At 70.9% G+C, this 25,440-nt stretch carries 26 protein-coding genes and 2 pseudogenes; 20 read left to right on the top strand and 8 right to left on the bottom strand.

Going from position 1 to position 25,440, the window contains the following annotated elements; translation table 11 throughout:
- Positions 1-67: 67 nt before the first annotated feature.
- Positions 68-1,624, top strand: a complete 1,557-nt coding sequence (gene ffh, locus ACIOJD_RS00560) for a signal recognition particle protein (protein ID WP_401907469.1) — start codon at positions 68-70, stop codon at positions 1,622-1,624.
- Positions 1,625-2,055: 431 nt separating this feature from the next.
- Here ffh and ACIOJD_RS00555 read toward each other — a convergent pair whose 3' ends face one another.
- From ACIOJD_RS00555 to ACIOJD_RS00525, 7 genes are all read right to left on the bottom strand, one after another.
- The gene (locus ACIOJD_RS00555) at positions 2,056-3,216 is read right to left on the bottom strand and encodes an alanine racemase (protein WP_401907468.1); all 1,161 of its coding nucleotides are present in this window, start codon (positions 3,214-3,216) and stop codon (positions 2,056-2,058) included.
- A 2-nt stretch (positions 3,217-3,218) separates the two neighbouring features.
- The gene (locus tag ACIOJD_RS00550; protein WP_401907467.1) at positions 3,219-4,346 is read right to left on the bottom strand and encodes an aminotransferase class V-fold PLP-dependent enzyme; all 1,128 of its coding nucleotides are present in this window, start codon (positions 4,344-4,346) and stop codon (positions 3,219-3,221) included.
- A 20-nt stretch (positions 4,347-4,366) separates the two neighbouring features.
- Positions 4,367-5,308, bottom strand: a complete 942-nt coding sequence (locus ACIOJD_RS00545; protein ID WP_401907465.1) for a phosphotriesterase — start codon at positions 5,306-5,308, stop codon at positions 4,367-4,369.
- Positions 5,309-5,329: 21 nt separating this feature from the next.
- On the bottom strand, positions 5,330-6,691 hold the full coding sequence (locus ACIOJD_RS00540; protein ID WP_401907464.1) for a YhfT family protein: 1,362 nt from the start codon (positions 6,689-6,691) through the stop codon (positions 5,330-5,332).
- Positions 6,692-6,727: 36 nt separating this feature from the next.
- Entirely contained in the window at positions 6,728-7,084 is a 357-nt protein-coding gene (locus tag ACIOJD_RS00535) for a DUF2620 domain-containing protein (protein WP_401907463.1), read from the bottom strand.
- A gap of 49 nt (positions 7,085-7,133) precedes the next feature.
- Entirely contained in the window at positions 7,134-7,511 is a 378-nt protein-coding gene (locus tag ACIOJD_RS00530) for a transcriptional antiterminator (RefSeq protein ID WP_401907462.1), read from the bottom strand.
- Between the two features lie 212 nt (positions 7,512-7,723).
- Positions 7,724-8,605: a methyltransferase domain-containing protein gene (locus tag ACIOJD_RS00525; protein ID WP_401907461.1), complete on the bottom strand. Its 882-nt coding sequence runs from the start codon at positions 8,603-8,605 to the stop codon at positions 7,724-7,726.
- 654 nt (positions 8,606-9,259) lie between these two features.
- Between ACIOJD_RS00525 and ACIOJD_RS00520 the strand changes: the two genes are divergently transcribed.
- From ACIOJD_RS00520 to ACIOJD_RS00440, 17 genes and pseudogenes are all read left to right on the top strand, one after another.
- The gene (locus ACIOJD_RS00520; protein ID WP_401888754.1) at positions 9,260-9,853 is read left to right on the top strand and encodes a hypothetical protein; all 594 of its coding nucleotides are present in this window, start codon (positions 9,260-9,262) and stop codon (positions 9,851-9,853) included.
- Between the two features lie 232 nt (positions 9,854-10,085).
- Positions 10,086-10,532 carry a 30S ribosomal protein S16 gene (gene rpsP / locus ACIOJD_RS00515; protein WP_401907460.1) on the top strand — a complete coding sequence of 149 codons (447 nt, stop codon included), beginning with the start codon at positions 10,086-10,088 and terminating at the stop codon, positions 10,530-10,532.
- 2 nt (positions 10,533-10,534) lie between these two features.
- Complete coding sequence (locus tag ACIOJD_RS00510) at positions 10,535-10,774, top strand: RNA-binding protein (RefSeq protein WP_020868149.1); 240 nt, start codon at positions 10,535-10,537, stop codon at positions 10,772-10,774.
- Between the two features lie 174 nt (positions 10,775-10,948).
- A complete protein-coding gene (gene rimM / locus ACIOJD_RS00505) occupies positions 10,949-11,509 on the top strand; it encodes a ribosome maturation factor RimM (RefSeq protein WP_401907459.1) in 561 nt (186 codons plus the stop codon).
- Positions 11,509-12,330, top strand: a complete 822-nt coding sequence (gene trmD, locus ACIOJD_RS00500; protein WP_401907458.1) for a tRNA (guanosine(37)-N1)-methyltransferase TrmD — start codon at positions 11,509-11,511, stop codon at positions 12,328-12,330. Before rimM ends, trmD begins: the two co-directional genes overlap by 1 nt.
- Positions 12,331-12,460: 130 nt before the next feature.
- The gene (rplS, locus tag ACIOJD_RS00495; protein ID WP_401907457.1) at positions 12,461-12,808 is read left to right on the top strand and encodes a 50S ribosomal protein L19; all 348 of its coding nucleotides are present in this window, start codon (positions 12,461-12,463) and stop codon (positions 12,806-12,808) included.
- An 83-nt stretch (positions 12,809-12,891) separates the two neighbouring features.
- The gene (gene lepB, locus ACIOJD_RS00490) at positions 12,892-13,683 is read left to right on the top strand and encodes a signal peptidase I (RefSeq protein ID WP_401907456.1); all 792 of its coding nucleotides are present in this window, start codon (positions 12,892-12,894) and stop codon (positions 13,681-13,683) included.
- Positions 13,676-14,762, top strand: a pseudogene (lepB, locus tag ACIOJD_RS00485) (signal peptidase I). The gene lepB (ACIOJD_RS00490) and the pseudogene lepB (ACIOJD_RS00485) overlap by 8 nt, the downstream one beginning before the upstream one ends.
- Positions 14,668-15,597 carry a signal peptidase I gene (gene lepB / locus ACIOJD_RS00480; protein ID WP_401908823.1) on the top strand — a complete coding sequence of 310 codons (930 nt, stop codon included), beginning with the start codon at positions 14,668-14,670 and terminating at the stop codon, positions 15,595-15,597. The pseudogene lepB (ACIOJD_RS00485) and the gene lepB (ACIOJD_RS00480) overlap by 95 nt, the downstream one beginning before the upstream one ends.
- Positions 15,598-15,656: 59 nt before the next feature.
- The gene (lepB, locus tag ACIOJD_RS00475; RefSeq protein ID WP_401907454.1) at positions 15,657-16,448 is read left to right on the top strand and encodes a signal peptidase I; all 792 of its coding nucleotides are present in this window, start codon (positions 15,657-15,659) and stop codon (positions 16,446-16,448) included.
- Entirely contained in the window at positions 16,445-17,011 is a 567-nt protein-coding gene (locus ACIOJD_RS00470; protein WP_401907452.1) for an NUDIX hydrolase, read from the top strand. The genes lepB (ACIOJD_RS00475) and ACIOJD_RS00470 overlap by 4 nt, the downstream gene beginning before the upstream one ends.
- A gap of 14 nt (positions 17,012-17,025) precedes the next feature.
- A complete protein-coding gene (locus ACIOJD_RS00465; RefSeq protein ID WP_014675276.1) occupies positions 17,026-17,334 on the top strand; it encodes a DUF2469 domain-containing protein in 309 nt (102 codons plus the stop codon).
- A gap of 164 nt (positions 17,335-17,498) precedes the next feature.
- Positions 17,499-17,876 (top strand): YraN family protein, encoded by a 378-nt coding sequence (locus ACIOJD_RS00460; RefSeq protein ID WP_401907451.1) that lies wholly within the window; start codon positions 17,499-17,501, stop codon positions 17,874-17,876.
- Positions 17,876-19,501: a YifB family Mg chelatase-like AAA ATPase gene (locus tag ACIOJD_RS00455; protein ID WP_401907449.1), complete on the top strand. Its 1,626-nt coding sequence runs from the start codon at positions 17,876-17,878 to the stop codon at positions 19,499-19,501. Before ACIOJD_RS00460 ends, ACIOJD_RS00455 begins: the two co-directional genes overlap by 1 nt.
- Positions 19,498-20,664: a DNA-processing protein DprA gene (gene dprA, locus ACIOJD_RS00450; protein ID WP_401907447.1), complete on the top strand. Its 1,167-nt coding sequence runs from the start codon at positions 19,498-19,500 to the stop codon at positions 20,662-20,664. The genes ACIOJD_RS00455 and dprA overlap by 4 nt, the downstream gene beginning before the upstream one ends.
- 243 nt (positions 20,665-20,907) lie before the next feature.
- Positions 20,908-21,744 carry an RNA polymerase sigma factor WhiG gene (whiG, locus tag ACIOJD_RS00445; protein WP_401907446.1) on the top strand — a complete coding sequence of 279 codons (837 nt, stop codon included), beginning with the start codon at positions 20,908-20,910 and terminating at the stop codon, positions 21,742-21,744.
- 79 nt (positions 21,745-21,823) lie between these two features.
- Positions 21,824-22,363, top strand: a complete 540-nt coding sequence (locus ACIOJD_RS00440) for a TetR/AcrR family transcriptional regulator (protein ID WP_401908821.1) — start codon at positions 21,824-21,826, stop codon at positions 22,361-22,363.
- Between the two features lie 346 nt (positions 22,364-22,709).
- Here the strand turns inward: ACIOJD_RS00440 and ACIOJD_RS00435 are convergent.
- Positions 22,710-23,240: pseudogene (locus tag ACIOJD_RS00435) on the bottom strand (peptidoglycan DD-metalloendopeptidase family protein); the annotation flags it as partial.
- Positions 23,241-23,517: 277 nt separating this feature from the next.
- Between ACIOJD_RS00435 and rpsB the strand changes: the two are divergent.
- Together rpsB and tsf are read left to right on the top strand one after the other, a co-directional pair.
- Entirely contained in the window at positions 23,518-24,459 is a 942-nt protein-coding gene (gene rpsB / locus ACIOJD_RS00430; protein ID WP_401907445.1) for a 30S ribosomal protein S2, read from the top strand.
- Between the two features lie 92 nt (positions 24,460-24,551).
- Positions 24,552-25,388, top strand: coding sequence for a translation elongation factor Ts (gene tsf, locus ACIOJD_RS00425; protein WP_401907444.1), 837 nt, complete (start codon positions 24,552-24,554; stop codon positions 25,386-25,388).
- The last annotated feature ends 52 nt before the right edge of the window (positions 25,389-25,440 follow it).

Here is a 25,440-nt window from a genome sequence, read left to right as displayed (position 1 = left end):
CTGCATAGCACGACGCTGTATGGGACAGCCCCCTCATCCGCTCCCGACCTGAGGATTCGCGACCGCCGTGTTCGACACTCTCTCCGACCGCCTCGCAGCCACATTCAAGAGCCTCCGGGGCAAAGGGCGCCTCAGCCCGGAGGACATCGACGCCACGGCCCGCGAGATCCGTATCGCCCTCCTTGAAGCCGACGTGGCGCTGCCCGTCGTCCGCGCCTTCATCGCCAAGGTCAAGGAACGCGCCGCCGGCGCCGAGGTCTCCCAGGCGCTGAACCCGGCCCAGCAGGTCGTCAAGATCGTCAACGAGGAGCTCGTCGGCATCCTCGGCGGCGAGACCCGCGTCCTGCGCTTCGCCAAGCAGCCGCCGACCGTGATCATGCTCGCGGGTCTCCAGGGCGCCGGTAAGACCACCCTGGCCGGAAAGCTCGGCCTCTGGCTCAAGGGCCAGGGCCACACCCCGCTGCTCGTCGCCTGTGACCTCCAGCGCCCGAACGCCGTCAACCAGCTCTCCGTCGTCGCCGACCGCGCGGGCGTCGCGGTGTACGCGCCGGAGCCGGGCAACGGCGTCGGCGACCCGGTCAAGGTCGCCAAGGACTCCATCGAGTACGCGAAGACCAAGCAGCACGACATCGTCGTGGTCGACACCGCGGGCCGCCTCGGTATCGACCAGGAGCTGATGAAGCAGGCCTCGGACATCCGCGACGCGGTCAACCCGGACGAGGTCCTCTTCGTCGTCGACGCGATGATCGGCCAGGACGCCGTCAACACCGCGGAGGCCTTCCGCGACGGCGTCGGCTTCGACGGCGTCGTGCTCTCCAAGCTCGACGGCGACGCGCGCGGCGGTGCCGCACTCTCCATCGCGCATGTCACCGGCAAGCAGATCATGTTCGCCTCCAACGGCGAGAAGCTGGACGAGTTCGACGCGTTCCACCCGGACCGCATGGCGTCCCGCATCCTCGACATGGGTGACCTGCTCACCCTCATCGAGCAGGCGGAGAAGACGTTCGACCAGGCCGAGGCCGAGAAGATGGCCTCCAAGCTGGCGAGCAGCAAGGGCGGCAAGGACTTCACGCTCGACGACTTCCTGGCGCAGATGGAACAGGTCAGGAAGATGGGCAGCATCAGCAAGCTGCTCGGCATGCTGCCCGGCATGGGGCAGATCAAGGACCAGATCAACAACATCGACGAGAAGGACGTGGACCGTACGGCCGCGATCATCAAGTCGATGACCCCGGGTGAGCGCACCGACCCGGTCATCATCAACGGCTCGCGCCGGGCCCGTATCGCACGGGGTTCCGGTGTCGAGGTCAGCGCGGTGAAGAACCTGGTGGAGCGGTTCTTCGAGGCCCGCAAGATGATGTCCAAGATGGCGCAGGGCGGCGGGATGCCGGGGATGCCGGGCGTTCCGGGGATGGGCGGCGGGGCCGGCCGTACGAAGAAGAAGCAGAAGCAGGCCAAGGGCAAGCAGCGGTCGGGCAACCCGATGAAGCGGAAGGCCGAGGAGCAGGCGGCGGCGGCGCGGCGGGAAGAGGCGGCGCAGTCGGGCGGCGCGTTCGGCCTGCCGGCCGGGGAGCAGGACAAGAACTTCGAGCTGCCGGACGAGTTCAAGAAGTTCATGGGCTGATTGCCGGCGGGTGCGGGTGCGGGTGCGGGTGCGGTGTGTGCCATGGGTGGTGCGGGGGCCGGGGCCTCCGGAGGCGCATGTCCGGACCGCATGATTTACGCCGCGTGCGGGCTTGTTTTCGGGTGCGGGTTGTCGTGCGGCACACATCACGCTTTACGTCCGGACACGTCACCTCCTGCGACCCCGACCCCCTCCCGCCGGTTCGCCGCCTGCCGCCCGGTGGGGGTGGTCTGTGACGGGCGGTGAAGGGGGTCGCGCAGGGGTCGTGTCCGGAACGTAAAGCGCGATTTGTGGCGCACACCCGGCCGCACTCAGGTACGAGACCCGCACGCGCCGTACATCGTGCAGTGCAGGACATGACCCCGGAGCGGCACCCGGCAACAACCCGCACCCGGACCACAGGCCCGTACCCCCGCCGGACGCCGGGTTCCCTACAGTGCCCGCCCCCGCGCGTCGTACAGGCCCGTCAGCCGGGGGTTCCCCGTGGCGAGGCCGGAGACGATCGCGACCGTCGAGCGGGTCACGAAGATCTGCGTACGGAAGGCGAGTACGGCGGTGTCACCGGCCCTGACGGCACCGGGCGGGGGTGCGTCCAGCAGTCGGTAGTAGTCGATGTTCTCGGCGGGCGCCGCCTGTACGGGAAGGCGCACGCCGGTGCGCGGCAGGAGCGCGTCGCGGATACCGCCGCGAGCGTAGAAGCCCCCTCCGTACAGCGCGGGCCGTCCGTCCGCGAGGAGGTGGGAGACCTCGCTGACGTACACATAGGCGGGCTGTTCCGGCTGGTGCGGATCGGCCGCGTGCAGGGGCGTCGTACCCGTGAGGGAGTGGCCCGGCTCGCCGTGCGTGGCGCCCAGTTCGGCCAGCAGCGGCAGGGACGCCATGGAGGTGGCACTGGGCGCGCTGAGTTTCAGGGGGTGGTGACCGCGCGTGCTCAGCAGTTCCCTTGCCCTGAGGGCGAGTTCGAATGTGGCGGTCGGTGCGAGCAGGCCCGTGGCCGGGTCGCGGAGGACGCAGGGGAAGGCGGTGACGCCCGCGATGCGCAGGGACGGCAGCTGTTCGGCCACGGCGGCGAAGTCGTCCAGCGCGTCCAGTGGTATGCCGCCTTCCTGGCCCGGGTGGACGGAGCCCGGGGCGCCTTCGATCCGTACGAACACGTCCTGTACGAAGCCGAGTGCACCGGCGGCGTCCGACACGGCCCGCGCGTTGGCGAGGTCGAAGACGGTCACCGCCTCCGGCCGCCACGCGAGCATCTCGGGCAGGTCGCGGCGCGGGATCTGTACCAGGTGCCCGAGGTTGCCGGCCCGCGCGCCCGCCGCGTGCAGGGCCCGCGCCTCGGGCGGGTCGATCGCGGCGAACCGGGGGATGTGCCGGGCGACCGCCCGGATCAGCGCGGGATTGCGGCCGAACTGCTTCACCACGAACCAGAGCGAGAGCCCGAGCCGCTCGGCCTCGGCCGCCAGCAGCGCGGCATTGGCCTCGACGGCGTCGGCGTCCAAGACGTAGGTGTCGGGCGGGACGGCACCGGACCGGTGCAGCGCGGTCGCCGTATCGACCAGCGCGGGGTTACGGGTGAGGACGGTGTCGAGGAACACGGTCAGCCCTTCAGGTCGTGCAGCGAACGGCGGAGGATCCCGATCACCAGATCGGCACCTGCCCGCATGGGGTTGATCCGTACCGTCCAGTCGGCGAGTTCCGGGGAGTCTTCGAGCGCCGAGCCGGACAACCGGTAGACGAGCGGGGCGATCTCGTAGCGGGAGTCGGAGCCCACGGGATAGGGCGCGGCGCCGTGCCGCGCGGCGGCGGCCGGCAGCTCGCGGGCCACGGGGCGGTCCAGCCGCAGCAGCAGGCAGCGGTCCTGCGCGTTGGCGATCCGTACCTCAGCGACGCCCGGCACCTCTCCTGCGGTGAGCCGGGCCGCGATCTCGGTGCCCACCTGGGACTGGAGCGCCCACATGACGGGGACATGGGTGAGGGCGCGCAGCGCGTCGAGTGCCTGGTGGCCCTGGACCTGGCCGCCGCCGGAGTAGTTGTCGGCGCGGACGCGCGCGACGAGATCGCGTGCGCCGACGACCGCGCCGACGCCCTCGGGGCCGTGCAGTTTGAAGAGGGAGAAGCAGGAGGCGTCCGCGCCCAGTTCCACGCCGGAGGCGGGCACGCGCATCACCGTGTAATTGTCGTCGACGACCGTACGGACCCCGGCGGCGCGGCAGGCCGCGATGACCTCGCCCGGATCGTAGGAGTCGGCGAGCCGCTGACGGCTGTGCTGGACGTACGCCCAGGGGTGCGCGCCGGAGCGCAGGGCCGCCCCGAGCGCCGTACGGTCGTTGAAGTCAGCCTCGGTGGTGCGGACTCCGAGGCCGCGCAGGGTGACGGCGGTCGTCCGGTAGACGGGCGCGCGGTGGATCAGCAGCGGATCGCCGGGGGAGAGGGCCGCGCCGAGAGCGGCGCGGATCGCGCCCGTACCGGCTCCTTGGACGAGGGCCGCGTCGTCGGCGCCGAAGTAGTCGGCGAGGACGGCTTCGACGCGCGCGGTCGTCCGGGGACGGCCGGGCCCCGGCACGACACCGGCGTCCGCCTCGAAGAGCTGGTGCCCCTCGAAGTGCGCGGCGGTGGCTTCGAGCAGCCGGAACTGCCGGGTGACCGCGTCCTCCAGGGGGACCGTCGCCAGCGGGAAGGTCGGGGGCAGCTGTGCCGGCCTCTCAGGGGGCAGCTGTGCGGGCATATCGGATCGCCTCCGTGATCTCAGATTTCCGCCGCGTCGGCGCCGGTCAGGAAGCGCAGCGGGTTGCGGCGCGTCATCAGGTCGATCAGGTCGTCGTCCACGCCCGCCGCGCGCAGCTCTGGCAGGAAGGACCGGAAGAGGTGCCCGTATCCCTGGCCGCCAGCCGACTCCAGATACCCGTGGCGTGAGATGTCGCAGCTGAGCAGGGCCCGGTCCGCGTGGCCGGCCTCCAGGAGCGCCAGCAGCAGTCGTAGCCGGCTGCCGTCGCTCTGATAGCTCGCCTTGCCGACGGTGTCGAAGGCGACGTACGCGCCCGCCGCCGCCAGTTCGCGGTGCACGGCGGGGTCGTCGAGCAGATCCTGGTGGCCGAGGGAGATCCGGTGGGGCGCCAGGCCCGTACGGGTGAGCAGTTCCAGCTGGGCGAGACCGCCGCGCCCGAGTTGGGTGTGGGTGGCGACCGAGAGGCCGGTGGTGAGGGCCGCGTGGGCGGCGGCGAGGAGCGTACGGGTCTCCGCCTGGCCCGGCCGGTCGCCGTGGCTGCCGATCTCGCCGAGCACGCCGGGGCGGATGCCGGTGCCGTCGAGGCCGCCGTCGATCTCCTCGACCAGGGTCGCGGTGAGCTGTTCGACGCTCGCGGTACCGGTCCCGTCCGGGTGGAACGGTTCGTAGTACCAGCCGGTCGCCGCGACCACCGCGACCCCGGACTCCTCGGCGATACGGGCCAGGGCGCGCGGGTCGCGGCCCATGCCCCGGCAGGTCAGCTCGATGACCAGGCGGAGCCCGAATTCGGCGCGCAGGGCGGCCAGTTCGGAGGTGACGGCGGACCGGTGACGTACCGCGTCGAGGACGGCGGCGCCATCGCCCGTACGGTCGAGATCGAGGACCAGATGTTCGTGCGCGAGCGCCGGGCCGCGCACGGCGGAGACGGGCAGCGGCCCGGCGACGGTCGTGAGATGGCGCATGGGTACGGGTGCCTTCCGGGGTCAGCCCTTGACCGGGGTGAACAGGTCCAGCCAGTGGAGGACGTTGAGCAGGACGCCGCCGACGATGACGGCCGCGGGCGCGGCCGCCATCCGCACCACCGGCCGGCCCATGGCCTCGTTGAGCAGGTAGAGCCCGCCGACGACGAGGATCGCGAGACCGCCGCCCATCACCTGGGCCGCGAGCAGCGAGCCGAAGAGGATCGCCAGCCCCAGCGTCTCGGTGATCGCCGCGCGCAGATGCTCGGAGGAGTCGCGCACGCTCGGCAGCCTGCCGAGGACCTTGCCGAGGGCGGACAGGGCCAGCACTTCGAGGGCGAGGACCACGGCGCCGGCGACGGCGGCGAGGAACGGGTTCGGCATCAGATAGCCGACGGGGTAGACGAGCGTGAAGCCCGCGATGCCGTACGCGCCGGAGGCGAGCGCGGTCGTCGCGATCAGCGGGATGAAGCCGAAGACCCGGTAGAAGTCGACCTGGGCGGCCTCGCCGTACTGCCCCTTGGCGATCAGGAAGCTGGTCGCCTCGCCGCCGCCGAATATGTGCGTCTGTGCCAGGACGCAGATCCCGGCGCCCAGGACCATGAAGAGCGGGAGGAAGCGGCGCAGCCGCAGGGCGCCGGCGCTGAACAGGGAGGCCATCGGGTCGTCTGCGGGCTCCACTCGCCCCGTACCGGCGGTCTGCTCCCCGGCCGCCAGGGCGGCGGCGCGGTCCGCCGTACGTTGAAGGAGGTCCTTGCGGATGGCGAAAGCGATGAGCAGCAGCACTCCGGCCGCCATCGCGAGCGAACCCGCGAAGACCGTGGGCCAGAGCTTCAAGGTCATGATGACCAGGGCCAGTTCCAGTACGGCCGCGATGCCGCCGCGCAGCCGACCGAACTGTCTGGTGATGGCGAGCACCGGGAAGAGCGTGAACAGGAACAGGATCGGCGTCGACATCTGCCGCATCGCCGTCAGGAAGTCGACGGGCAGGTCATGGGCCACGCGGTTGGCCCCGTCGAGGCCGAGGACGACCACAGCGCCCCACGCGCCGCCGAGCAGTGGTGCCAGCCACTTCCTGGGCGCGAGGAGGCCCAGGATGTCGGTGGGCAGGAAGAGCAGCCAGGGGTTGAGGACGCCGCTGGACAGGGCCATCGGGGCGCCGAGGCCGAAGACGAAGCCCGCCGAGAGCCCGAAGGACACGGCCGTGGTGGCGGTGCGCGTGGTGCGGCCCTGGATGAAGTCGAGCATGAACGGGCGTACGCCGTCGTTGAACACGGCCAGCGCCAGGTGTGAGACGAAGGCGGTCAGCGCGCACAGGGCGACGACGGTCAGTTGCTGCGTCCGCGAGAAGTCCAGGCCGGGGCTCGCCGCGAGGACGGTGGTCACGGGGCTCTCCTCTGTGCCGTGGCAGGCCTTCGGGGATCAGCCGCGCGCGGCGATGGCGCGGGCCAAGATCGGGGCGATCACGTCGATCTGATCGATGGCGAAACCGAAGACCTTCTTGCCCTCCGCGAGCAGGCCGGCGACCTGATCCTCGGTGGGTACGGAGCGGCCGAAGGTGTGACAGAGGGACCGGCCCAGGAGACCGACGAGGATGCCGAGGGAGGCGCCGGCGCCGGTGTGGCAGGTGCCGAGGTAGAAGTCGGCCTGGCCGGCCCGGAGTTTCACCGCCGCGTCCATGTCGTTGGAGAGCGTGATCTCCAGGCCGTCGAGTGCGAGTGTGGAAACGGTGTCCGCGACCTCGGACTTGCCGACGCCACCGGTGAGGATCTTCGTCATGGCTGGTTCCCCAAGAAGGTGAGGCGGTCCCGGAGGACCGGGTGTGAGGTCAGGAGGCGTGCGGGCACCGGGTGAGCGCGGCGAGATGCAGGCCCAGGAAGTTGATCTCGGAGTCGGGCAGCGGAGCGCCCAGTTCTCTCTCGGCCCGTACGGAGACGGCACGGGCCCGCGCCAAGGCCCCGGGGTACCCGGCGAGTTCGGCCGCCACCTGCTCGTCGGTCCCGAACTCCTCGATCTGCTCGCCGTCGAGAAGCCGGCCCAGCGCCATCATCAGGTGGCTGGTGAGCATGCCGGCCGTGGCCTCGGTGACCGGATGCCCCTCGGTGGCCAGGGAGTTCAGCTCGGCTGTCACGAACGCGGCGACCTCGGGCCTGGCTTGGCCGCTCTCCTGGAACAGCTGGATGCGGAGCGCGAGTCGGCCGTCCATGTGGTCCCTCCTGCGATGCCTGACAAGATCGACAAGACGGTAACCACGAATGTGGATGTGGGGTCACGGCCGGACACCGGCCTCGCGGCGAGCATGCGCCGGCCTCGGAAGCGTGGTCGACGGTGACACGCGCGAGCCGCCTTCGTGCAGCGGGGGCGGGCCGCCGACGCCGCGCGTGAGGGCAGCGGGCAGGACGTCCGGGCGCGTGCGGCTCAGGGCGTGCGGGCGATCAGATAGCGGAAGATGTTCGGCATCCAGACCGTGCCGTCCCGCCGCATATGGGGATGGAGCGCCTCGCTGATCTCCTTCTCCACCTGCCGTCCGTCCGTCGCCTGAATCGCTCCGTCGTACACCCCGGTCGACAGCAGCCCGCGGACCGCGCTGCGCATGTCCGCGTACCCGAACGGGCAGGCGACCCGTCCCGAGCCGTCCGGCCTCAGCCCGGCCCGCGCGGCGACATTCTCCAGGTCGTCGCGGTGCGCCGGGCGCCAGGTGCTCTTCCGCAGCCGGTCGGTGAGCCGGCTCGCGATGCGCAGCACCGCGTCCGTGGCGCAGCGCTCCGGTGGCCCCCAGCCCGCCAGCACCACCGGCGTGCCGCGCGAGGCCAGCGGTATCGCCGTACCGAGGGAGGGGACGAGCGCCGGATTGCCGCCCGGCACGGAGCCGACCGGCTGGAAGGCGGTGATCAGGTCGTACGGAGTGCGGTCGGGCCCGGTCGTGGCGTCGGCCATGCGGTGCGCGGGCAGCAGCGTCCCGGCGTCCTCCGGCCGGCCGCCGGAGCCACCGCGCGCCCGGCCGGTGAGCAGGCGCTCACGGGCCAGCGCCAGCCGCTCCTGGTCGGCGTCCACCCCGGTGACCCGTGCGCCCCGGGCGGCGGCGAGCACCAGGGCGAGCCCCGAGCCGCAGCCGAGACCGAGGACACGCGTCCCCGCGCGCACCTCCAGACGCTCGTACACCGCTTCGTAGAGCGGCACCAGCATCCGTTCCTGGATCTCGGCCCAGTCGCGGGCCCGCGCACGCGCGTCGGCGGGAACCGCCGGTGCCGGGGCCGCTTTCGAAGGGAGCTGGTGGTACTGGGCGAGCGTACGTGTCATGGATAGCGCCCCAATCCGCCGAGAGGTCGGTAGTGCCCTGAGTGACAGCCCCCCCGTGTATGTGCGCGCGTGCATCCCCGTATGCCAGGGAACTCCCCATCTGTGCCCGCGTCCAGTGGGTGCGGCGGGCGTGGAGCGCGTGCTCCGGGTGTGCGCCCCCGCGTACTTGGCCGATTCCTTTTCCCCGGCCTCGCGGCCGTCCCGCCTTCGCCATGGTGAGGGCGTGCGACCGCCTGTGGGCCGGAGCGCGAGAGGGTGGCAATTAGGCCATTCGGGTAAGCGCGGACACCGGCGGAGCGACGGATCGGTACCCGGAGCGGATCAAGATCCCGGTACTGTCGCCGTCGTGGAGTGTGCCGTCGCCCACACTCGCCGAGCACCTCTTCCGGCTCGGTTCGCCCTCGGGGCATGGCGCGGGCCGTCCTCGGACCGCCGGTACGGGTTCCGGCTCGGGAATGCCGGTTTACGTAGATCGTCTACGCGCCGATGCGTACGCGGTACTACGTACCGGCTTGAGGTGACCTGCGAAGCTTCTCCGCAGATCAGCGCACCCGCCCTCGTCAGGACGCATCAATGGCAACTGACGGGTACGTGCAAATTATTTGAGATGCCCCGGAATGGAACCCGTGAGGGCTCCGGCTCGTTGTTCACGACGTGAGCACGACACCACCTGTTCTCGCCGCAGAGCTGGCGCAGGCGTGGGCCGACATTCAGCGGTCCCACCCCGAGCTGCCGGATCTTGCCGCGCCAGAGTCCCTGATCGGAGAGTCCTCGTCCGCCTGTGGCGCCGAGCTCTCCTTCGAACGACTGCTTCACGAAGCGGTCCACGGCATCGCCGCGGCCAGAGGCGTCCGCGACACCTCGCGGGCGGGCCGCTATCACAACCGCCGATTCCTCGCGATCGCCGAGGAGATGGGTCTTGACCATCCGGAGGAGCCGCATCCCAGCAGTGGTTTCTCCCTGGTCTCGCTCAGCCCCGAGGCGAAGCGGCGCTACCGCCCCACCATCGAGCGCCTCCAGCGTGCGCTCAAGGCGCACACGGTCGCGACGGCCTCCGACACCAAGCGCAGTTTCCGGGGTCCGGCCGCCCGGCACGGCTCGTCCGGGGGCGGGGTGCGCGTCAAAGCGGTCTGCGACTGCGGTCGGAACGTACGGGTCGTTCCCTCGGTCCTCGCCCAGGCACCGATCGTCTGCGGGGGCTGCGGCAAGCCCTTCCGTATCCCGGAAGTGGTCGCCGCCGCGAGCTGAGACGCGCCCCGAGGCGGGCGGGACCCGGTCCCGGCCCGCTCCGTACCGCGGCGGGAGATCGGCCGGGTCATGTCCCGCCGCGGCTGTGTGGCAGAATGGCCAGCCGTACTCGACAGTCGCACAGGACCCCTCTCTCCTCCGGCTGACGCGTCCATCGGGCGGATCGGGTACCGCAACCCCACGCGGCATCCCGTTGTGCCCAACCACGTCAAGACCAGGAGACACCACTCCAGTGGCAGTCAAGATCAAGCTGAAGCGTCTGGGCAAGATCCGTTCGCCTCACTACCGCATCATCGTCGCCGACTCCCGTACCCGCCGTGACGGCCGGGCCATCGAGGAGATCGGTCTGTACCACCCGGTGCAGAACCCCTCGCGTATCGAGGTCGACTCGGAGCGCGCGCGTTACTGGCTGTCCGTCGGCGCCCAGCCGACCGAGCCGGTTCTCGCGATCCTCAAGCTCACCGGTGACTGGCAGGCACACAAGGGCCTCCCGGCCCCCGCGCCGCTGCTCCAGCCGGAGCCGAAGGCCGACAAGCGTGCTCTCTTCGAGGCCCTTGTGAAGGACGCCGGCGACGAGCCCAAGGGTGAGGCGATCACTCAGAAGGCGAAGAAGACCGACAAGAAGGCCGACGAAGCCGGGACCGAGTCCTCGGCCGCCGCCGAGTCGACCGAGGCCTGATCATGCTCGAGGAGGCTCTCGAGCACCTCGTGAAGGGCATTGTCGACAACCCGGACGAAGTGCAGGTCGCCTCGCGCAACCTGCGCCGCGGCCGGGTGCTGGAAGTCCGGGTGCACCCGGACGATCTCGGCAAGGTGATCGGCCGTAACGGCCGCACCGCGCGTGCGCTGCGGACCGTTGTGGGCGCCATCGGCGGTCGCGGTATCCGCGTCGACCTCGTCGACGTGGACCAGGTTCGCTGACACAGCTGACACACCGGCGCGGGCCGGGGAGGGCCACGGCTCTTCCCGGCCCGCGTTGTTTCCGGTGGTGACGGCGACAATCGGTGACAGCAACCATCAATCGAGGATCCACAGCGGTGAGCAGCCACGTCCACGAGAGCGGCGGCGGCGCTGCCGCGAAGAGGCGGTGTGCAGGTGCAGTTGGTAGTCGGGCGGATCGGCCGGGCCCATGGGATCAAGGGCGAGGTCACCGTCGAGGTGCGTACGGACGAGCCCGAACTGCGGCTCGGACCCGGCGCCGTACTCGCCACGGAACCGGCCTCGGCCGGACCGCTGACGATCGAGACGGGCCGGGTGCACAGCGGCAGGCTGCTGCTGCGCTTCGCGGGCGTACGCGACCGTACGGGCGCCGAGGCCCTGCGCAACATCCTGCTGATCGCCGAGATCGACCCGGAGGAACTCCCCGAGGACCCCGAGGAGTTCTACGACCATCAGCTGATGGACCTGGATGTCGTCCTGGCGGACGGTACGGAGATCGGGCGGATCACCGAGATCTCCCACCTGCCGTCGCAGGACCTGTTCATCGTGGAGCGGCCGGACGGCAGCGAGGTGATGATCCCCTTCGTGGGCGAGATCGTCACCGAGATCGACCTGGAGGAACAGCGGGCCGTGATCGACCCCCCGCCGGGCCTGATCGACGACCGGGCCGTGATCGCCTCCGGCAAGGACGACGAGTCCGGCGAGGGCGGCGGCTGATGCGGCTCGATGTCGTCACGATCTTCCCGGAGTACCTGGACCCCCTGAACGTCTCGCTCGTCGGCAAGGCCCGCGCGCGCGGGCGGCTCGACGTACATGTGCACGACCTCCGGGAGTGGACGTACGACCGGCACAACACGGTCGACGACACTCCCTACGGCGGCGGTCCCGGCATGGTCATGAAGACCGAGCCGTGGGGCGAGGCTCTCGACGACGCCCTGGCGAGCGGGTACGAGTCGGGCGCCCATGGCCCCGTCCTGGTCGTTCCCACCCCCAGCGGCCGCCCGTTCACCCAGGAGCTCGCCGTGGAGCTCTCCGAGCGGCCCTGGCTGCTCTTCGCGCCCGCCCGCTACGAGGGCATCGACCGACGGGTCATCGACGAGTACGCGACCCGGATACCGGTCGTCGAGGTCTCCATCGGCGACTACGTGCTCGCCGGTGGCGAGGCCGCCGTCCTGGTGATCACCGAAGCCGTGGCCCGGCTGCTGCCCGGCGTCCTCGGCAACGCCGAGTCGCACCGCGACGACTCCTTCGCCCCCGGCGCGATGGCCGATCTGCTGGAGGGGCCGGTCTACACCAAGCCGCCCGAGTGGCGCGGTCGCGGGATTCCGGACGTCCTGCTCAGCGGGCACCACGGCAGGATCGCGCGCTGGCGGCGGGACGAGGCGTTCCGGCGTACGGCGGCCAACCGGCCGGACCTCATCGAGCGCTGCGATCCCTCGGCCTTCGACAAGAAGGACCGCGAGATGCTCTCCATCCTGGGCTGGTCACCGGAGCCCGGCGGCCGATTTTGGCGAAGGCCCGAGGCCGTGGAAGAATGAGCCGTTGCTGTACGTCCGACGTGCGCCCCTGCCACAGGGGGAAAGACGCCCGCCCGACGTGAACGGCACCTCAGACTCTCCTCTCGACATCCGTTGATGACCTGTGGCATCAACGAGGAAGCAGACCTCCATGTCCAGCCTGCTCGACGTAGTCGACGCATCGTCGCTCCGCAGCGACCTCCCCGCCTTCCGCCCCGGTGACACCGTGAACGTCCACGTGCGTGTCATCGAGGGCAACCGCTCGCGTATCCAGCAGTTCAAGGGCGTCGTCATCCGCCGCCAGGGCTCGGGCGTCCGTGAGACCTTCACGGTCCGCAAGGTCTCCTTCTCCGTCGGTGTCGAGCGCACCTTCCCGGTCCACAGCCCGATCTTCGAGAAGATCGAGCTCGTGAGCCGCGGCGACGTCCGTCGCGCCAAGCTCTACTACCTCCGTGAGCTGCGCGGCAAGGCCGCGAAGATCAAGGAGAAGCGCGACTAGTCGGTCCGCGCGACCTCGCGGCCCGAGCGGAGTCTCGGCGTCGCACCCGGGTCCACAGGGCCGCCGGATAAGCTCTGGCTCCGATGGACACCGAAGCACAGCACACCGAGCGCGACCGTTCCTCCGAATCCCTTGCCGGGTCGGACGAACGGTCGCGCTCTGTGCGTTTTCCCCGAGCCGCCCCCGGACGCCGGTCCGCGCAGGGCCTGGGGCCGTCCTGGCGCCGGACGGGACAGATCGGTGCGGCCTGCGCCCTCTTCCTCTTTCTGGTCAGCACGTTCGTGGTGCAGCCGTTCCTGATCCCCAGCGGCTCGATGGAGCCCACGCTCCAGGTCGGGGACCGGGTGCTGGTCAACAAGCCGGCCTACCGTTTCGGGGCCGAGCCGGCCCGCGGCGACGTGGTCGTCTTCGACGGCACCGGATCCTTCGTCCAGGAGCCGCCCCGGGAGAATCCCGTGACCGGGCTGCTGCGGGCGGCGGCAGCGGCCCTGGGGCTCGCGGAGCCCGCCGAGACCGACTACGTGAAGCGTGTGATCGGCGTGGGGGGCGATCGTGTGGCCTGCTGCGACAAGGGGGGCAGGCTCACACTGAACGGCCGGGCGGTGCGGGAACGTTATCTGTATGAAGGGGACGCGCCTTCCCGTGTCCCCTTCGACATCGTCGTGCCCCAGGGAACCCTGTGGGTGATGGGCGATCATCGCGGTAACTCGCGAGATTCCCGGGACCATCTCGGGGAGCCCGGCGGCGGCATGGTACCCGTCGACAAGGTCATCGGAAGGGCGGACTGGATCGGCTGGCCGCTGGGCCGCTGGTCCACGGTGGAGCCCACCGGTGCCTTCCGGGACGTACGAAGCCCGGAGGGCGCCCATGGGTAAGCGCGGACGTCAAGCGAGTCATGGTTCGGACACCAGACTGCCTACCGGCAGCCGGCCCACCACCGGCCGGTCGCTGCCGGGCCGGGCGGAGCGGCGCAAGCTCGCCCGCAGGGTCAAGCGGCGCCGTCAGCGGTCCGCCGCGAAGGAGATCCCGCTTCTCATCACCGTGGCGGTGCTGATCGCGCTGGTCCTCAAGACGTTCCTGGTGCAGGCGTTCGTGATCCCCTCGGGGTCGATGGAGCAGACGATCAGGATCAGCGACCGGGTCCTGGTGGACAAGCTGACGCCCTGGTTCGGCTCGAAGCCTCAGCGCGGCGATGTCGTGGTCTTCGAGGACCCCGGCGGCTGGCTGGAGGACGAGCAGCCCAAGCCGGACAATTCCCCCGCTGTCGTCAAGCAGATCAAGACCGGGCTGACGGCCATCGGGCTGCTGCCGTCCGCCGACGAGCAGGATCTGATCAAGCGGGTCGTCGCGGTCGGCGGTGACACCGTCAAATGCTGTGACGCGAACGGCAAAGTCTCCGTCAACGGCGTACCCCTCACCGAGCCCTACCTGAACCCGGGGAACGTGCCCTCCACCATCCCCTTCGAGGTGCGGGTACCGGCCGGGCGGATCTTCGTGATGGGCGACCACCGGGCCAATTCGGCCGACTCCCGCTTCCACCTGCGGGAGAAGGACCAGGGTACGGTCGCGGAGGGCAGCGTCGTGGGCCGCGCGGTCGTCATCGCCTGGCCGTTCGACCACTGGACCACGCTGGAGCAGCGGCAGACCTACGCCTCGATCCCCGACCCGATCGGCGCCCCGGCGACGGCGGGCGGACGGTCGAATAGTGTGTCCTCTCAGGATCAGGATCTGAATGGATTGATCCCGCTCCCGAGCCCTGCGGAACTCCCGCTCGTTATGGGAGTGGTGGGCCTGTTCCGAATCCGGGACGGGCGATCGCACGGAGTATTCGCACGGACTGAGGAGTGGATGTGGGGGATGTGGCGGTCGGCGCACGATCCGGACACGACGATCCCGAGGAGGGACGCGAGCAGCTCGCCGAGTCGCCCGAAGCCGTGACGGACGAGATGAGTGATTCCCGGGGCGAGGGCCGGGGCGACGATGGGTCCGAGACCGGATCGGGGGCGAAGAAGCCGCGCTCCTTCTGGAAGGAGCTGCCTCTCCTGATCCTGATCGCGCTTGTTCTCGCGTTCTTGATCAAGGCTTTCCTGGTGCAGGCGTTCTCGATTCCCTCGGACTCGATGCAGAACACCTTGCAGCAGGGCGACCGGGTGCTGGTGGACAAGCTCACGCCCTGGTTCGGCGCCGAGCCGAAGCGCGGCGAGGTCGTGGTCTTCGAGGATCCCGGCGGCTGGCTGGAGGGCACCCCGACCCCCCAGCCGAACGCGTTGCAGACGGTCCTCAGCACCATCGGACTGATGCCGTCCGCCGAGGACAAGGATCTGATCAAGCGGGTCATCGCGGTCGGCGGCGACACGGTGGAGTGCAAGAAGGGCGGAAAGGTCCAGGTCAACGGGCACGCGTTGAACGAGACCGACTACATCTACCCGGGCAACACTCCCTGCGACGACGAGCCCTTCGGGCCGATCACCGTGCCCAAGGGCAATCTCTGGGTGATGGGCGACCACCGGCAGAACTCGCTGGACTCCCGCTACCACCAGGAGCTTGCCGATCACGGCACGTTCCCCGCGGACAAGGTCGTCGGACGCGCGATCGTCGTGGCCTGGCCGGTCACCCGCTGGTCCACGCTGCCGGTGCCCGGCACCTTCGACCAGTCCGGGCTGAGCACCGCCGCCTCGGCGGTCTCGGGTGCCGCCGCGGTGGCACCGGGCGCCCTCGGTGTGGCCGGGGCGCTGCCGCTCGTGCTGTGGCGCAGGAGGAGGCTGACCCGGCGGCGTACCGCCGGGTAGGGTGCCGTCCCAGATCGTCGACCTCCGAGGGTCTTTCTCCGGAGTGGGGGAGTACTGGGATGAGCGGGACCGGAAACGGGACTGAAGGCGGGACCGGGAACGGGACCGAAGGTACGGACGGCGGCCGCGGCCGCCTCGGCAATGTCTTGTCGGGGCTGGCCGTGGCCGTCGGTTGTCTGCTCTTCCTCGGGGGCTTCGCCTGGGCGGCCGTCGAGTACCGGCCGTACGCGGTGCCGACCAACTCGATGTCCCCGACGGTAAAGGCGGGCGACCGGGTGCTGGCGCAGCGGATATCCGGCGGCGATGTACGGCGCGGGGACGTGGTGGTCTTCTCCGACAAGCAATGGGCCGACATGCCGATGGTGAAGCGGGTGGTCGGGGTCGGCGGCGACAAGGTCGCCTGCTGTGACGCGGACGGCCGGCTCACCGTCAACGGCAAGGCCGTCGACGAGCCGTACGTGAAGGGGATGATCGGCGGGCGGGCCTCCACGGAGGACTTCGACGCGACCGTGCCCCAGGGGCAGCTGTTCATGCTCGGTGACGAACGCAGCGGTTCGCTCGACTCGCGCACGCACCTTGCGGATCAGGCGCAGGGCGCGGTGCCGCGCTCGGCCGTGGACGCGCGGGTGGACGCCCTGGCCTGGCCGCTTGGCACCATGATCGAGCGGCCGGAGGGCTTCGCCGCGCTGCCGGGCGGAGTGTCCGGTCCTGGTCCGCTGCGGCTGCTGACCGCGGCGGTGGTGCTCGGAGCGCTGCTGATCCTGGGCGGGGCCGCGTACGGACCGGTCGCGGGACGGCTGTCGCGGCGGCCCCGGGCGCGGCGAGAGGCCGGCGAGGAGGTCCGCGGGTGAACGCCGGAGCTGAAGGCGCGCTGCCGGGGCCGGGCGGAGGCGCGCTGCGAAAGGTCGCGCGGGTGGTGCTGCTGGACCCCGAGGACCGGATTCTGCTGTTGCACGGGTACGAGCCGGAGGACCCGGAAGTCACCTGGTGGTTCACGCCGGGCGGTGGTCTGGAGGACGGGGAGAGCCGGGCGGAGGCCGCGCTCCGCGAGCTCGTGGAGGAGACGGGGATCACACAGGTGGAGCTGGGGCCCGTGCTGTGGCGCCGGACCTGCTCCTTCCCGTTCGACGGGCGGCGCTGGGACCAGGACGAGTGGTACTTCCTGGCGCGTACGAGCCAGACCGGTACCTCTCCCGGCGGGCTCACCGAGCTTGAGCTGCGCAGTGTCGCGGGGATGAGGTGGTGGACCTCCGCCGAACTGTCGGCGGCGCGTGAGACGGTATATCCGACCAGGCTCGCCGAGCTGCTGCGCACGCTGCTCGACGAGGGTCCTCCGGACGCACCGGTGCTCCTCGCCCCCGAAAACGTCCAGGGGCGCGGGAGGCCGGAGCACAATGGGGGGACGTACGGCTGAAGGGGAACATTGCCATGAGCGCCGAGGACCTCGAGAAGTACGAGACCGAGATGGAGCTGAAGCTCTACCGGGAGTACCGCGATGTCGTCGGTCTGTTCAAATATGTGATCGAGACCGAGCGTCGCTTCTATCTCACCAATGACTACGAGATGCAGGTGCATTCCGTGCAAGGTGAGGTTTTCTTCGAGGTCACCATGGCGGACGCATGGGTCTGGGACATGTACAGGCCGGCCAGGTTCGTCAAGCAGGTGCGGGTGCTCACGTTCAAGGACGTGAATATCGAGGAGCTGAACAAGAGCGATCTCGAACTGCCCGGCGGCTGAGGGGCGTGAGCGGGTGTTCCCCGGGCGGGTGGCCGGTGTTCCCGGGGTGAGGCGCAGGTGTTCCCCGGAAGGGTGACCGGGTTGTCCACAACCGGTGAGTTGTCCACCAAGATCCACTAGTTGTGGGCATACGCGTCAGAGTCGGTACCGGAGGTGGTGCCGAGATGAACGCGACGGGGGCACTGGGGCAGTACGGCGAGGATCTCGCCGCACGACTGCTGGCCGAGGCGGGACTGACCGTACTGGCCCGTAACTGGCGGTGCGGCAGGACCGGTGAGATCGACATCGTGGCCCGGGACCGAGATGCCCGGGGCTGGGACATGCTGGTCGTCTGCGAGGTGAAGACCCGCAGAGCCGGTTCGTTCGAGCATCCGATGGCAGCGGTCACACCGGAGAAGGCGGACCGGCTGAGACGGCTCGCCGGCTGCTGGCTGGAGCGGTGCGGCGGTCCGCCGCCCGGCGGGGTGCGCATCGATCTGATCGGAGTGCTGCTGCCCCGGCGGGGCGCGCCCGTGGTCGAGCACGCCCGGGGGGTGGCCTGATGGGGTTCGCGCGTGCGTGCTCGGTGGCGCTGGTGGGCGTCGAGGGTGTGGTGGTCGAGGTCCAGGCGGACCTGGAGCCGGGTGTGGCCGCCTTCACGCTGGTGGGACTGCCGGACAAGAGCCTGGTGGAGAGCCGGGACCGGGTCAGGGCGGCCGTGGTGAACTCCGGCGCGGAGTGGCCGCAGAAGAAGCTCACTGTGGGTCTGAGCCCCGCTTCCGTACCCAAGGGCGGCAGTGGGTTCGATCTCGCCGTGGCCACCGCCGTGCTCGGCGCGGCGGAGCGTATCGACCCCGGAAAGATCGCCGATCTGGTGCTGATCGGGGAGCTGGGCCTGGACGGGCGGGTCCGGCCGGTGCGCGGGGTGCTGCCGGCGGTGCTCGCGGCGGCCGAGGCGGGCTATCACCAGGTCGTCGTCCCCGAGCAGACCGCGGGCGAGGCGTCCCTGGTGCCCGGGGTGTCGGTTCTCGGGGTGCGCAGTCTGCGGCAGCTCATCGCCGTCCTGAGCGACGAGCCGGTGCCCGAGGAGCCGCCGGAGCCCGAGACGGGGCGGCCGGACGCGATGCTGGCGGGGCTGATGGTGCCGGGTGCGGGGGTGGGCACCGGACTGGCCGCCGGTGCCCAGGGCGGCGGACACCGGCCGGACCTGGCCGACGTGGCCGGGCAGGCGGCGGCTCGTACGGCCCTGGAGGTGGCTGCCGCGGGCGGGCACCACCTGCTGCTCCACGGCCCGCCGGGCGCGGGCAAGACCATGCTGGCGGAGCGGCTTCCGGCGGTCCTGCCCACACTGACCAGACAGGAATCCCTGGAGGTCACGGCGGTGCACTCGGTGGCGGGCATGCTGCCGCCGGGCCAGCCGCTCGTCCGTACCCCGCCCTACTGCGCGCCGCACCACTCGGCGACCATGCAGTCACTGGTCGGCGGTGGGAACGGGATCCCGCGACCGGGCGCGGTGTCGTTGGCACATCGCGGCGTGCTTTTTCTCGACGAGGCTCCCGAGTTCTCCGGCCGGGCGCTGGACGCCTTGCGGCAGCCACTGGAGTCGGGGCACGTGGTGGTGGCCCGCAGCGCGGGGGTGGTGCGGCTCCCGGCGAGCTTCCTGATGATCCTGGCGGCCAATCCCTGTCCCTGCGGACGGCACACCCTGCGCGGCGCGGGGTGCGAGTGCCCGCCCTCGGCGATCCGGCGCTACCAGTCGCGGCTCTCCGGGCCGCTGCTCGACCGGGTCGACCTGCGGGTCGACGTCCGGCCCGTCGACCGTGGTGATCTGCTGGGACAGGGCGGCAGAGGCGAGTCGACGGCGGAGGTCGCCGCGCGGGTACGGGAGGCCAGGCAGCGGTCGGCGGCCCGGCTGGTGGGCACGCCGTGGTCGGTCAACAGCGAGGTGCCGGGGCATGAGCTGCGGACCCGCTGGCTGGTCGCCCCCGGGGCGCTCGCGGCGGCCGAGCGTGACCTGGAGCGGGGCCTGCTCACCGCGCGAGGGTTGGACCGGGTGCTGCGGGTGGCCTGGACCGTCGCGGATCTCGCCGGGCGCGAGCGGCCCCAAGCGCGGGACGTGGCGCTGGCGCTGGAGCTGCGCACCGGTATCGCGCGCGGCGCCAGGGCCCCGGCGGGAGGAGTCTCATGACACCGGGCGTCAGCCCGGAGGAGCGGCTGGCGCGGGCCGCGCTCACCCGGGTCCTCGAACCGGGTGACGAGCGGGGCGGAGAGTGGCTGCGGCGGTTCGGCGCCGTGCGGCTGATGGCGCTGCTCACCTCGCCGGACGCCGGACGGGAGCAGCTCACCGATGTCCGTGAGCAGCGGCTCGGCGGTTATCGGATACGGGCGGTGGCGGCCGTTCCCGAGCGTGATCTGGCGGCGGTGGCCGAGGCCGGCGGCCGGTTCGTCTGCCCCGGTGACCAGGAGTGGCCCAGCCAGCTCGACGACCTGGGAGCGGCCCGGCCCATCGGGCTCTGGGTGCGGGGCCGCCCGGATCTGCGGATCTGGTCACTGCGCTCCGTCGCCGTCGTCGGGGCCAGGGCGTGTACCTCGTATGGGGCACATATGGCGGCGGGTCTCGGCTCCGGTCTCGCCGAGCGCGGCTGGGTGGTGACGTCCGGCGGGGCGTTCGGGGTGGACGGCGCGGCGCACCGCGGCGCGCTGGCGGCGGGCGGAGCCACTGTGGCCGTGCTCGCCTGCGGTGTCGATGTGGTCTATCCGCGCGGTCATGCCGAGTTGATCGGACGCATCGCCGAACAGGGGCTGGTCATCGGCGAATTGCCACCGGGCGATCACCCCACCCGCAGCAGATTCGTCCTCCGTAACCGCGTCATCGCCGCGCTCACCAGGGGAACGGTCGTGGTGGAGGCGGAGTACCGCAGCGGATCGCTGGTCACGGCGCGCGCCGCCCAGCGGCTGGGCCGCTTCACCATGGGTGTTCCGGGGCCGGCCACCAGCGGACTCTCGGCCGGGGTCCACGAACTGCTGCGCGGCGAAGGCGCGCTGGTCACGGACGCCGCCGAAGTGATCGAGCTGGTGGGCGACATCGGTGACCTCGCCCCGCTCCGGCGCGGTCCCGTGCTGCCCAGGGACCTGCTCGATCCGGTCAGCGCACGGGTGCTGGAAGCGCTGCCCGCCCGGGGCGCCGCCGACGGCGGGCAGATCGCGCGGGGCGCCGGTACGACGACGGACGAGGCACTCGGCAAGCTGTACGAACTCCACTCGTTGGGGTTCGTCGAACGGCTCGGCGACGGCTGGCAGTTGACGTCCCGGGCGACACCGGCGGGTAGCGCGCGGCGAGGCGGTACTTGACCTGGGGCATTCGGGTGAAAAGGTGATGCCGATGACCTTCGTGTCCCTCTCGGCGACACCTCGGGGGCCGGCGTGGGCCGCGTCGGCCCCGGACGCCGGGGGCGGCCGACGGTGTCCGGCCGAGCGGGCGCGGGCGCCTGGTCCTCGCGTACCGCGACGCTCCAGTCACGCTACGCTCACCTGCATTCCGGCCCAGCCAGACGTCCTCCCGCACCTTCACAGCAGAACGGCTCAAGGCGACGCATGCCCCAGCACACCTCCGGGTCCGACCGCGCGGCGGCGCCCCCCGCTGCCCGGGGCGCCGTGCGGCCCGCCGCGCCCTCGTCGCTCGACGAGCTGTGGCGGTCGTACAAGACCACGGGCGACGAGCGGTTGCGCGAGCAGTTGATCCTGCACTACTCGCCGCTGGTGAAGTACGTCGCGGGCCGGGTGAGTGTGGGACTGCCGTCCAACGTCGAGCAGGCGGACTTCGTCTCCTCCGGGGTTTTCGGCCTGATCGACGCGATCGAGAAGTTCGACATCGCGCGGTCGATCAAGTTCGAGACGTACGCGATCACCCGTATCCGCGGCGCGATGATCGACGAACTCCGCGCCCTGGACTGGATCCCGCGCTCGGTGCGGCAGAAGGCACGGGCCGTCGAGCGCGCCTACGCCACGCTGGAAGCGCAGTTACGGCGCTCGCCCTCGGAGGGGGAGGTCGCCGCCGAGATGGGCATCGGGCTGGAGGAACTGCACGCGGTTTTCAGCCAGTTGTCCTTGGCGAACGTGGTGGCGCTGGAGGAGTTGCTGCATGTCGGCGGCGAGGGCGGCGACCGGCTCAGCCTGATGGACACCCTGGAGGACACCGCCGCCGACAATCCGGTCGAGGTGGCCGAGGACCGCGAGCTGCGGCGGCTGCTGGCCCGCGCCATCAACACACTCCCGGACCGCGAGAAGACCGTCGTCACGCTGTACTACTACGAAGGACTCACCCTCGCCGAGATCGGCAATGTCCTTGGCGTGACGGAGAGCCGGGTCAGTCAGATCCACACAAAGTCAGTGCTCCAGCTGCGGGCCAAGCTGGCCGACGTCGGACGCTGACGCTGTGTTCGGGCCGCCTCGTCCGTAGAGTGGAGGCGTGCCCAGGATTCGAGCGGCCTCCGTGGCCGAGCACCGGACCATGCAACGCGGCGCTCTGCTGGACGCCGCGCGCTCCCTGCTGTCCGAAGGCGGTACGGAAGCGCTGACGTTCCCCGCGCTCGCCGAACGCACGGGCCTCGCCAGATCGTCCGTGTACGAGTATTTCCGCTCGCGCGCCGCCGTGGTCGAGGAGTTGTGCGTCGTCGACTTCCCGGTCTGGGCGGCGGAGGTCGAGGCGGCCATGGCCGGGGCCGATACGCCCGAGGCCAAGGTCGAGGCCTATGTACGGCAGCAGCTCGCGCTGGTCGGCGACCGGCGGCACCGCGCCGTCGTGGCCATCTCCGCCGGTGAGTTGGACGCCGGCGCCCGCGAGAAGATCCGCGCCGCGCACGGCGGGCTGATCGCCATGATCGTGGAAGCTCTCGCCGAACTGGGCCACGAGCAGCCCCGGCTCGCCGCGATGCTGCTCCAGGGCGTCGTCGACGCGGCGGTCCGGCGCATCGAACTCGGCGCGGCCGAGGCACCGCCGGAGATCGCCGAGGCAGCGGTGTCGATGGCGCTGCGAGGCGTACGGGGCTGAGCCCGCGCAGTTCCCGGTCCCCGCGCTGCCCGCGCCCGCGCCGGGTGAGCCAGGTGGCCGACGGGCTCCGGTCGCGCGCGCGTCGCCACACACGCACCCGGCGTACGCCGCGGGCCCGACGGCGCCCGGTCCGGTGCGCCCGGACCGCCACCGTCAACAGGGCCAGTGCGTGCAGCGCGGTACCGGCCGCCGATGCGATGGCCGGCGTCGGTGCGGGCGGTGGCGACGGCGGCCTGGCCGACGGCGTCCTGACCGCGGCCGGCTCCGGTACGCCGTGGACCGGGAGGAGCCGGGACGGACCTCGGCGGAGCAGTTCCGGGGGCAGCAGGGACAGCGGATCCAGATAGGTCTCGCCCCGCAGCAGGCCCCAGTGCAGACAGCTCGCCGGACAGTGGGACGAGGCGGACGGCTCCCGCGTCCCCACCACCTGCCCCGCTGTCACCTCGTCGCCCTTCGACACCAGCGGCTCCACCGGCTCGTAGGTGATCCGCAACGGCGGGGCTCCGGTACCCGGCAGCGTGATCGACAGCACGCCGCGGCCCGCCACCCGGCCCGCGTGGGAGACCCGGCCCGCGGCCGCGGCCCGTACCGCCGTGCCCGGGGCGGCGGCGAGATCCACGCCGCGGTGGCCAGGACCGTACGCCGAGAGCGGTGGCTCCCAGCCGCGCAGCACCACCGGGCGGACACCCACCGGCCAGACCCGGCGGCCGTCCCGGCCACCGGCCTCCTCCACCGCCCCGGCGGCGGATGTACCGAACAGCGTCAGGGCGAGCGGAACGAGTGCGAAGAGGGGAGCGGGGACGCTTCCGGTGCGTTGGAAAAACGATCGGAACAACGACGCGAAAAAGGTGAGCGAAGCGATACGGACAGTGATCATGCGTACAGCGTCGCGCGGATCGACCCAACCGCGCTGATCATGACCCGGTTCTGTGGAGTACCGACCGGTTGTGGACAACGCCGTCACCCGGGGGTGCGAAGGTCCCGTACACTTCTTGTGGCGATCCGGGTCACCGGGTCGACTTCGCACGCCCCGCCATCGGCCCCTTCGAGCCGATGCTCGCGCTTCTCGGTCCTTCGTGGCACAGCGCATCGGGGCGTCAGGCGCGACTGCCGTCCGGCGGACGCGACAACCGAGTACCTCAAGGAGTACGGCCATGGCCGTCGTCACGATGCGGGAGCTGCTGGAAAGCGGCGTCCACTTCGGTCACCAGACCCGTCGCTGGAACCCGAAGATGAAGCGCTTCATCTTCACCGAGCGCAACGGCATTTACATCATCGACCTGCTCCAGTCGCTGTCGTACATCGACCGCGCCTACGAGTTCGTCAAGGAGACCGTCGCCCACGGCGGCTCCATCATGTTCGTCGGTACGAAGAAGCAGGCCCAGGAAGCGATCGCCGAGCAGGCGACGCGCGTGGGCATGCCCTACGTCAACCAGCGCTGGCTGGGCGGCATGCTCACCAACTTCTCCACCGTCTACAAGCGCCTTCAGCGTCTGAAGGAGCTCGAGCTCATCGACTTCGAGGACGTGGCCGCCTCCGGCCTCACCAAGAAGGAGCTCCTGGTCCTCTCCCGCGAGAAGGCCAAGCTGGAGAAGACCCTCGGTGGTATCCGCGAGATGCAGAAGGTGCCCAGCGCCGTCTGGATCGTCGACACCAAGAAGGAGCACATCGCCGTCGGTGAGGCGCGCAAGCTCCACATCCCGGTCGTCGCGATCCTCGACACCAACTGCGACCCCGACGAGGTCGACTACAAGATCCCGGGCAACGACGACGCGATCCGCTCCGTCACCCTGCTCACCCGCGTGATCGCCGACGCCGTCGCCGAGGGCCTCATCGCCCGTTCCGGTGTCGCCACCGGTGACTCGAAGCCGGGCGAGAAGGCCGCCGGCGAGCCCCTCGCCGAGTGGGAGCGCGACCTGCTCGAGGGCGAGAAGAAGGACGACGCCGAGGCCGAGAAGCCCGCCGAGGCCCAGACCGAGGCGCCTGCCGAGGCCGACGTCCAGACCTCCGCCGAGACGGAGAAGGTTGCCGACGCCGAGCAGGCCGAGGCGCCGGCCGAGGCCGCTGCGCCGGCCGCGGACACCGAGCAGGCCTGACCTTCACAGGTCCGGTAGTTGACGGCGGGGGCCCACCGGCCCCCGCCGTTCACCCGTAGATCCCTCAGACCGTCGAGAGAGAATTACAGATCATGGCGAACTACACCGCCGCTGACGTCAAGAAGCTCCGTGAGCTCACCGGCGCCGGCATGATGGACTGCAAGAAGGCGCTGGACGAGGCCGACGGCAACGTCGACAAGGCCGTCGAGCTGCTCCGCGTCAAGGGCCAGAAGGGCGTCGCCAAGCGCGAAGGCCGTTCGGCCGAGAACGGCGCTGTCGTCTCCCTCATCTCCGAGGACAAGACCTCCGGCGTGCTGCTGGAGCTGAAGTGCGAGACGGACTTCGTCGCCAAGGGTGACAAGTTCCAGGCCGTCGCCAACACCCTCGCCGCGCACGTCGCAGCGACCTCCCCGGCCGACCTCCAGGCGCTGCTCGCCTCCGAGATCGAGGCCGGCAAGACCGTGCAGGCGTACGTCGACGAGGCGAACGCCAACCTCGGCGAGAAGATCGTCCTGGACCGCTTCGCGCAGTTCACCGGCGGTTACGTGGCCGCGTACATGCACCGCACCATGCCCGACCTCCCGCCGCAGGTCGGCGTCCTGGTCGAGCTGGACAAGGAGAGCGCCGAGGTCGCCAAGGACGTCGCGCAGCACATCGCCGCCTTCGCCCCGAAGTACCTCAACCGCGACGAGGTCCCGGCCGAGACGGTCGAGAACGAGCGCCGCGTCGCCGAGGCGACCTCCCGCGAGGAGGGCAAGCCCGAGGCCGCCCTTCCGAAGATCGTCGAGGGTCGCGTCAACGGCTTCTTCAAGGACGTCGTCGTCACGGAGCAGGCGTTCGCCAAGGACAACAAGAAGTCCGTCCAGAAGGTCCTGGACGAGGCTGGTGTCGCCCTGACGCGCTTCGCGCGCATCAAGGTCGGCGTCTGAGTCCGTACGCGATCAACCAAAGACCCCGATAGGGTCTGACGCAGTCGTCCGC

Origin of the sequence: Streptomyces sp. NPDC088116 (genome assembly GCF_044741745.1) — a bacterium.
In the GTDB taxonomy this organism is placed as follows: Bacteria; Actinomycetota; Actinomycetes; order Streptomycetales; family Streptomycetaceae; genus Streptomyces.
Note: the sequence above shows the minus strand (reverse complement) of the source record. Positions and strands in the feature narration are given on the sequence as shown.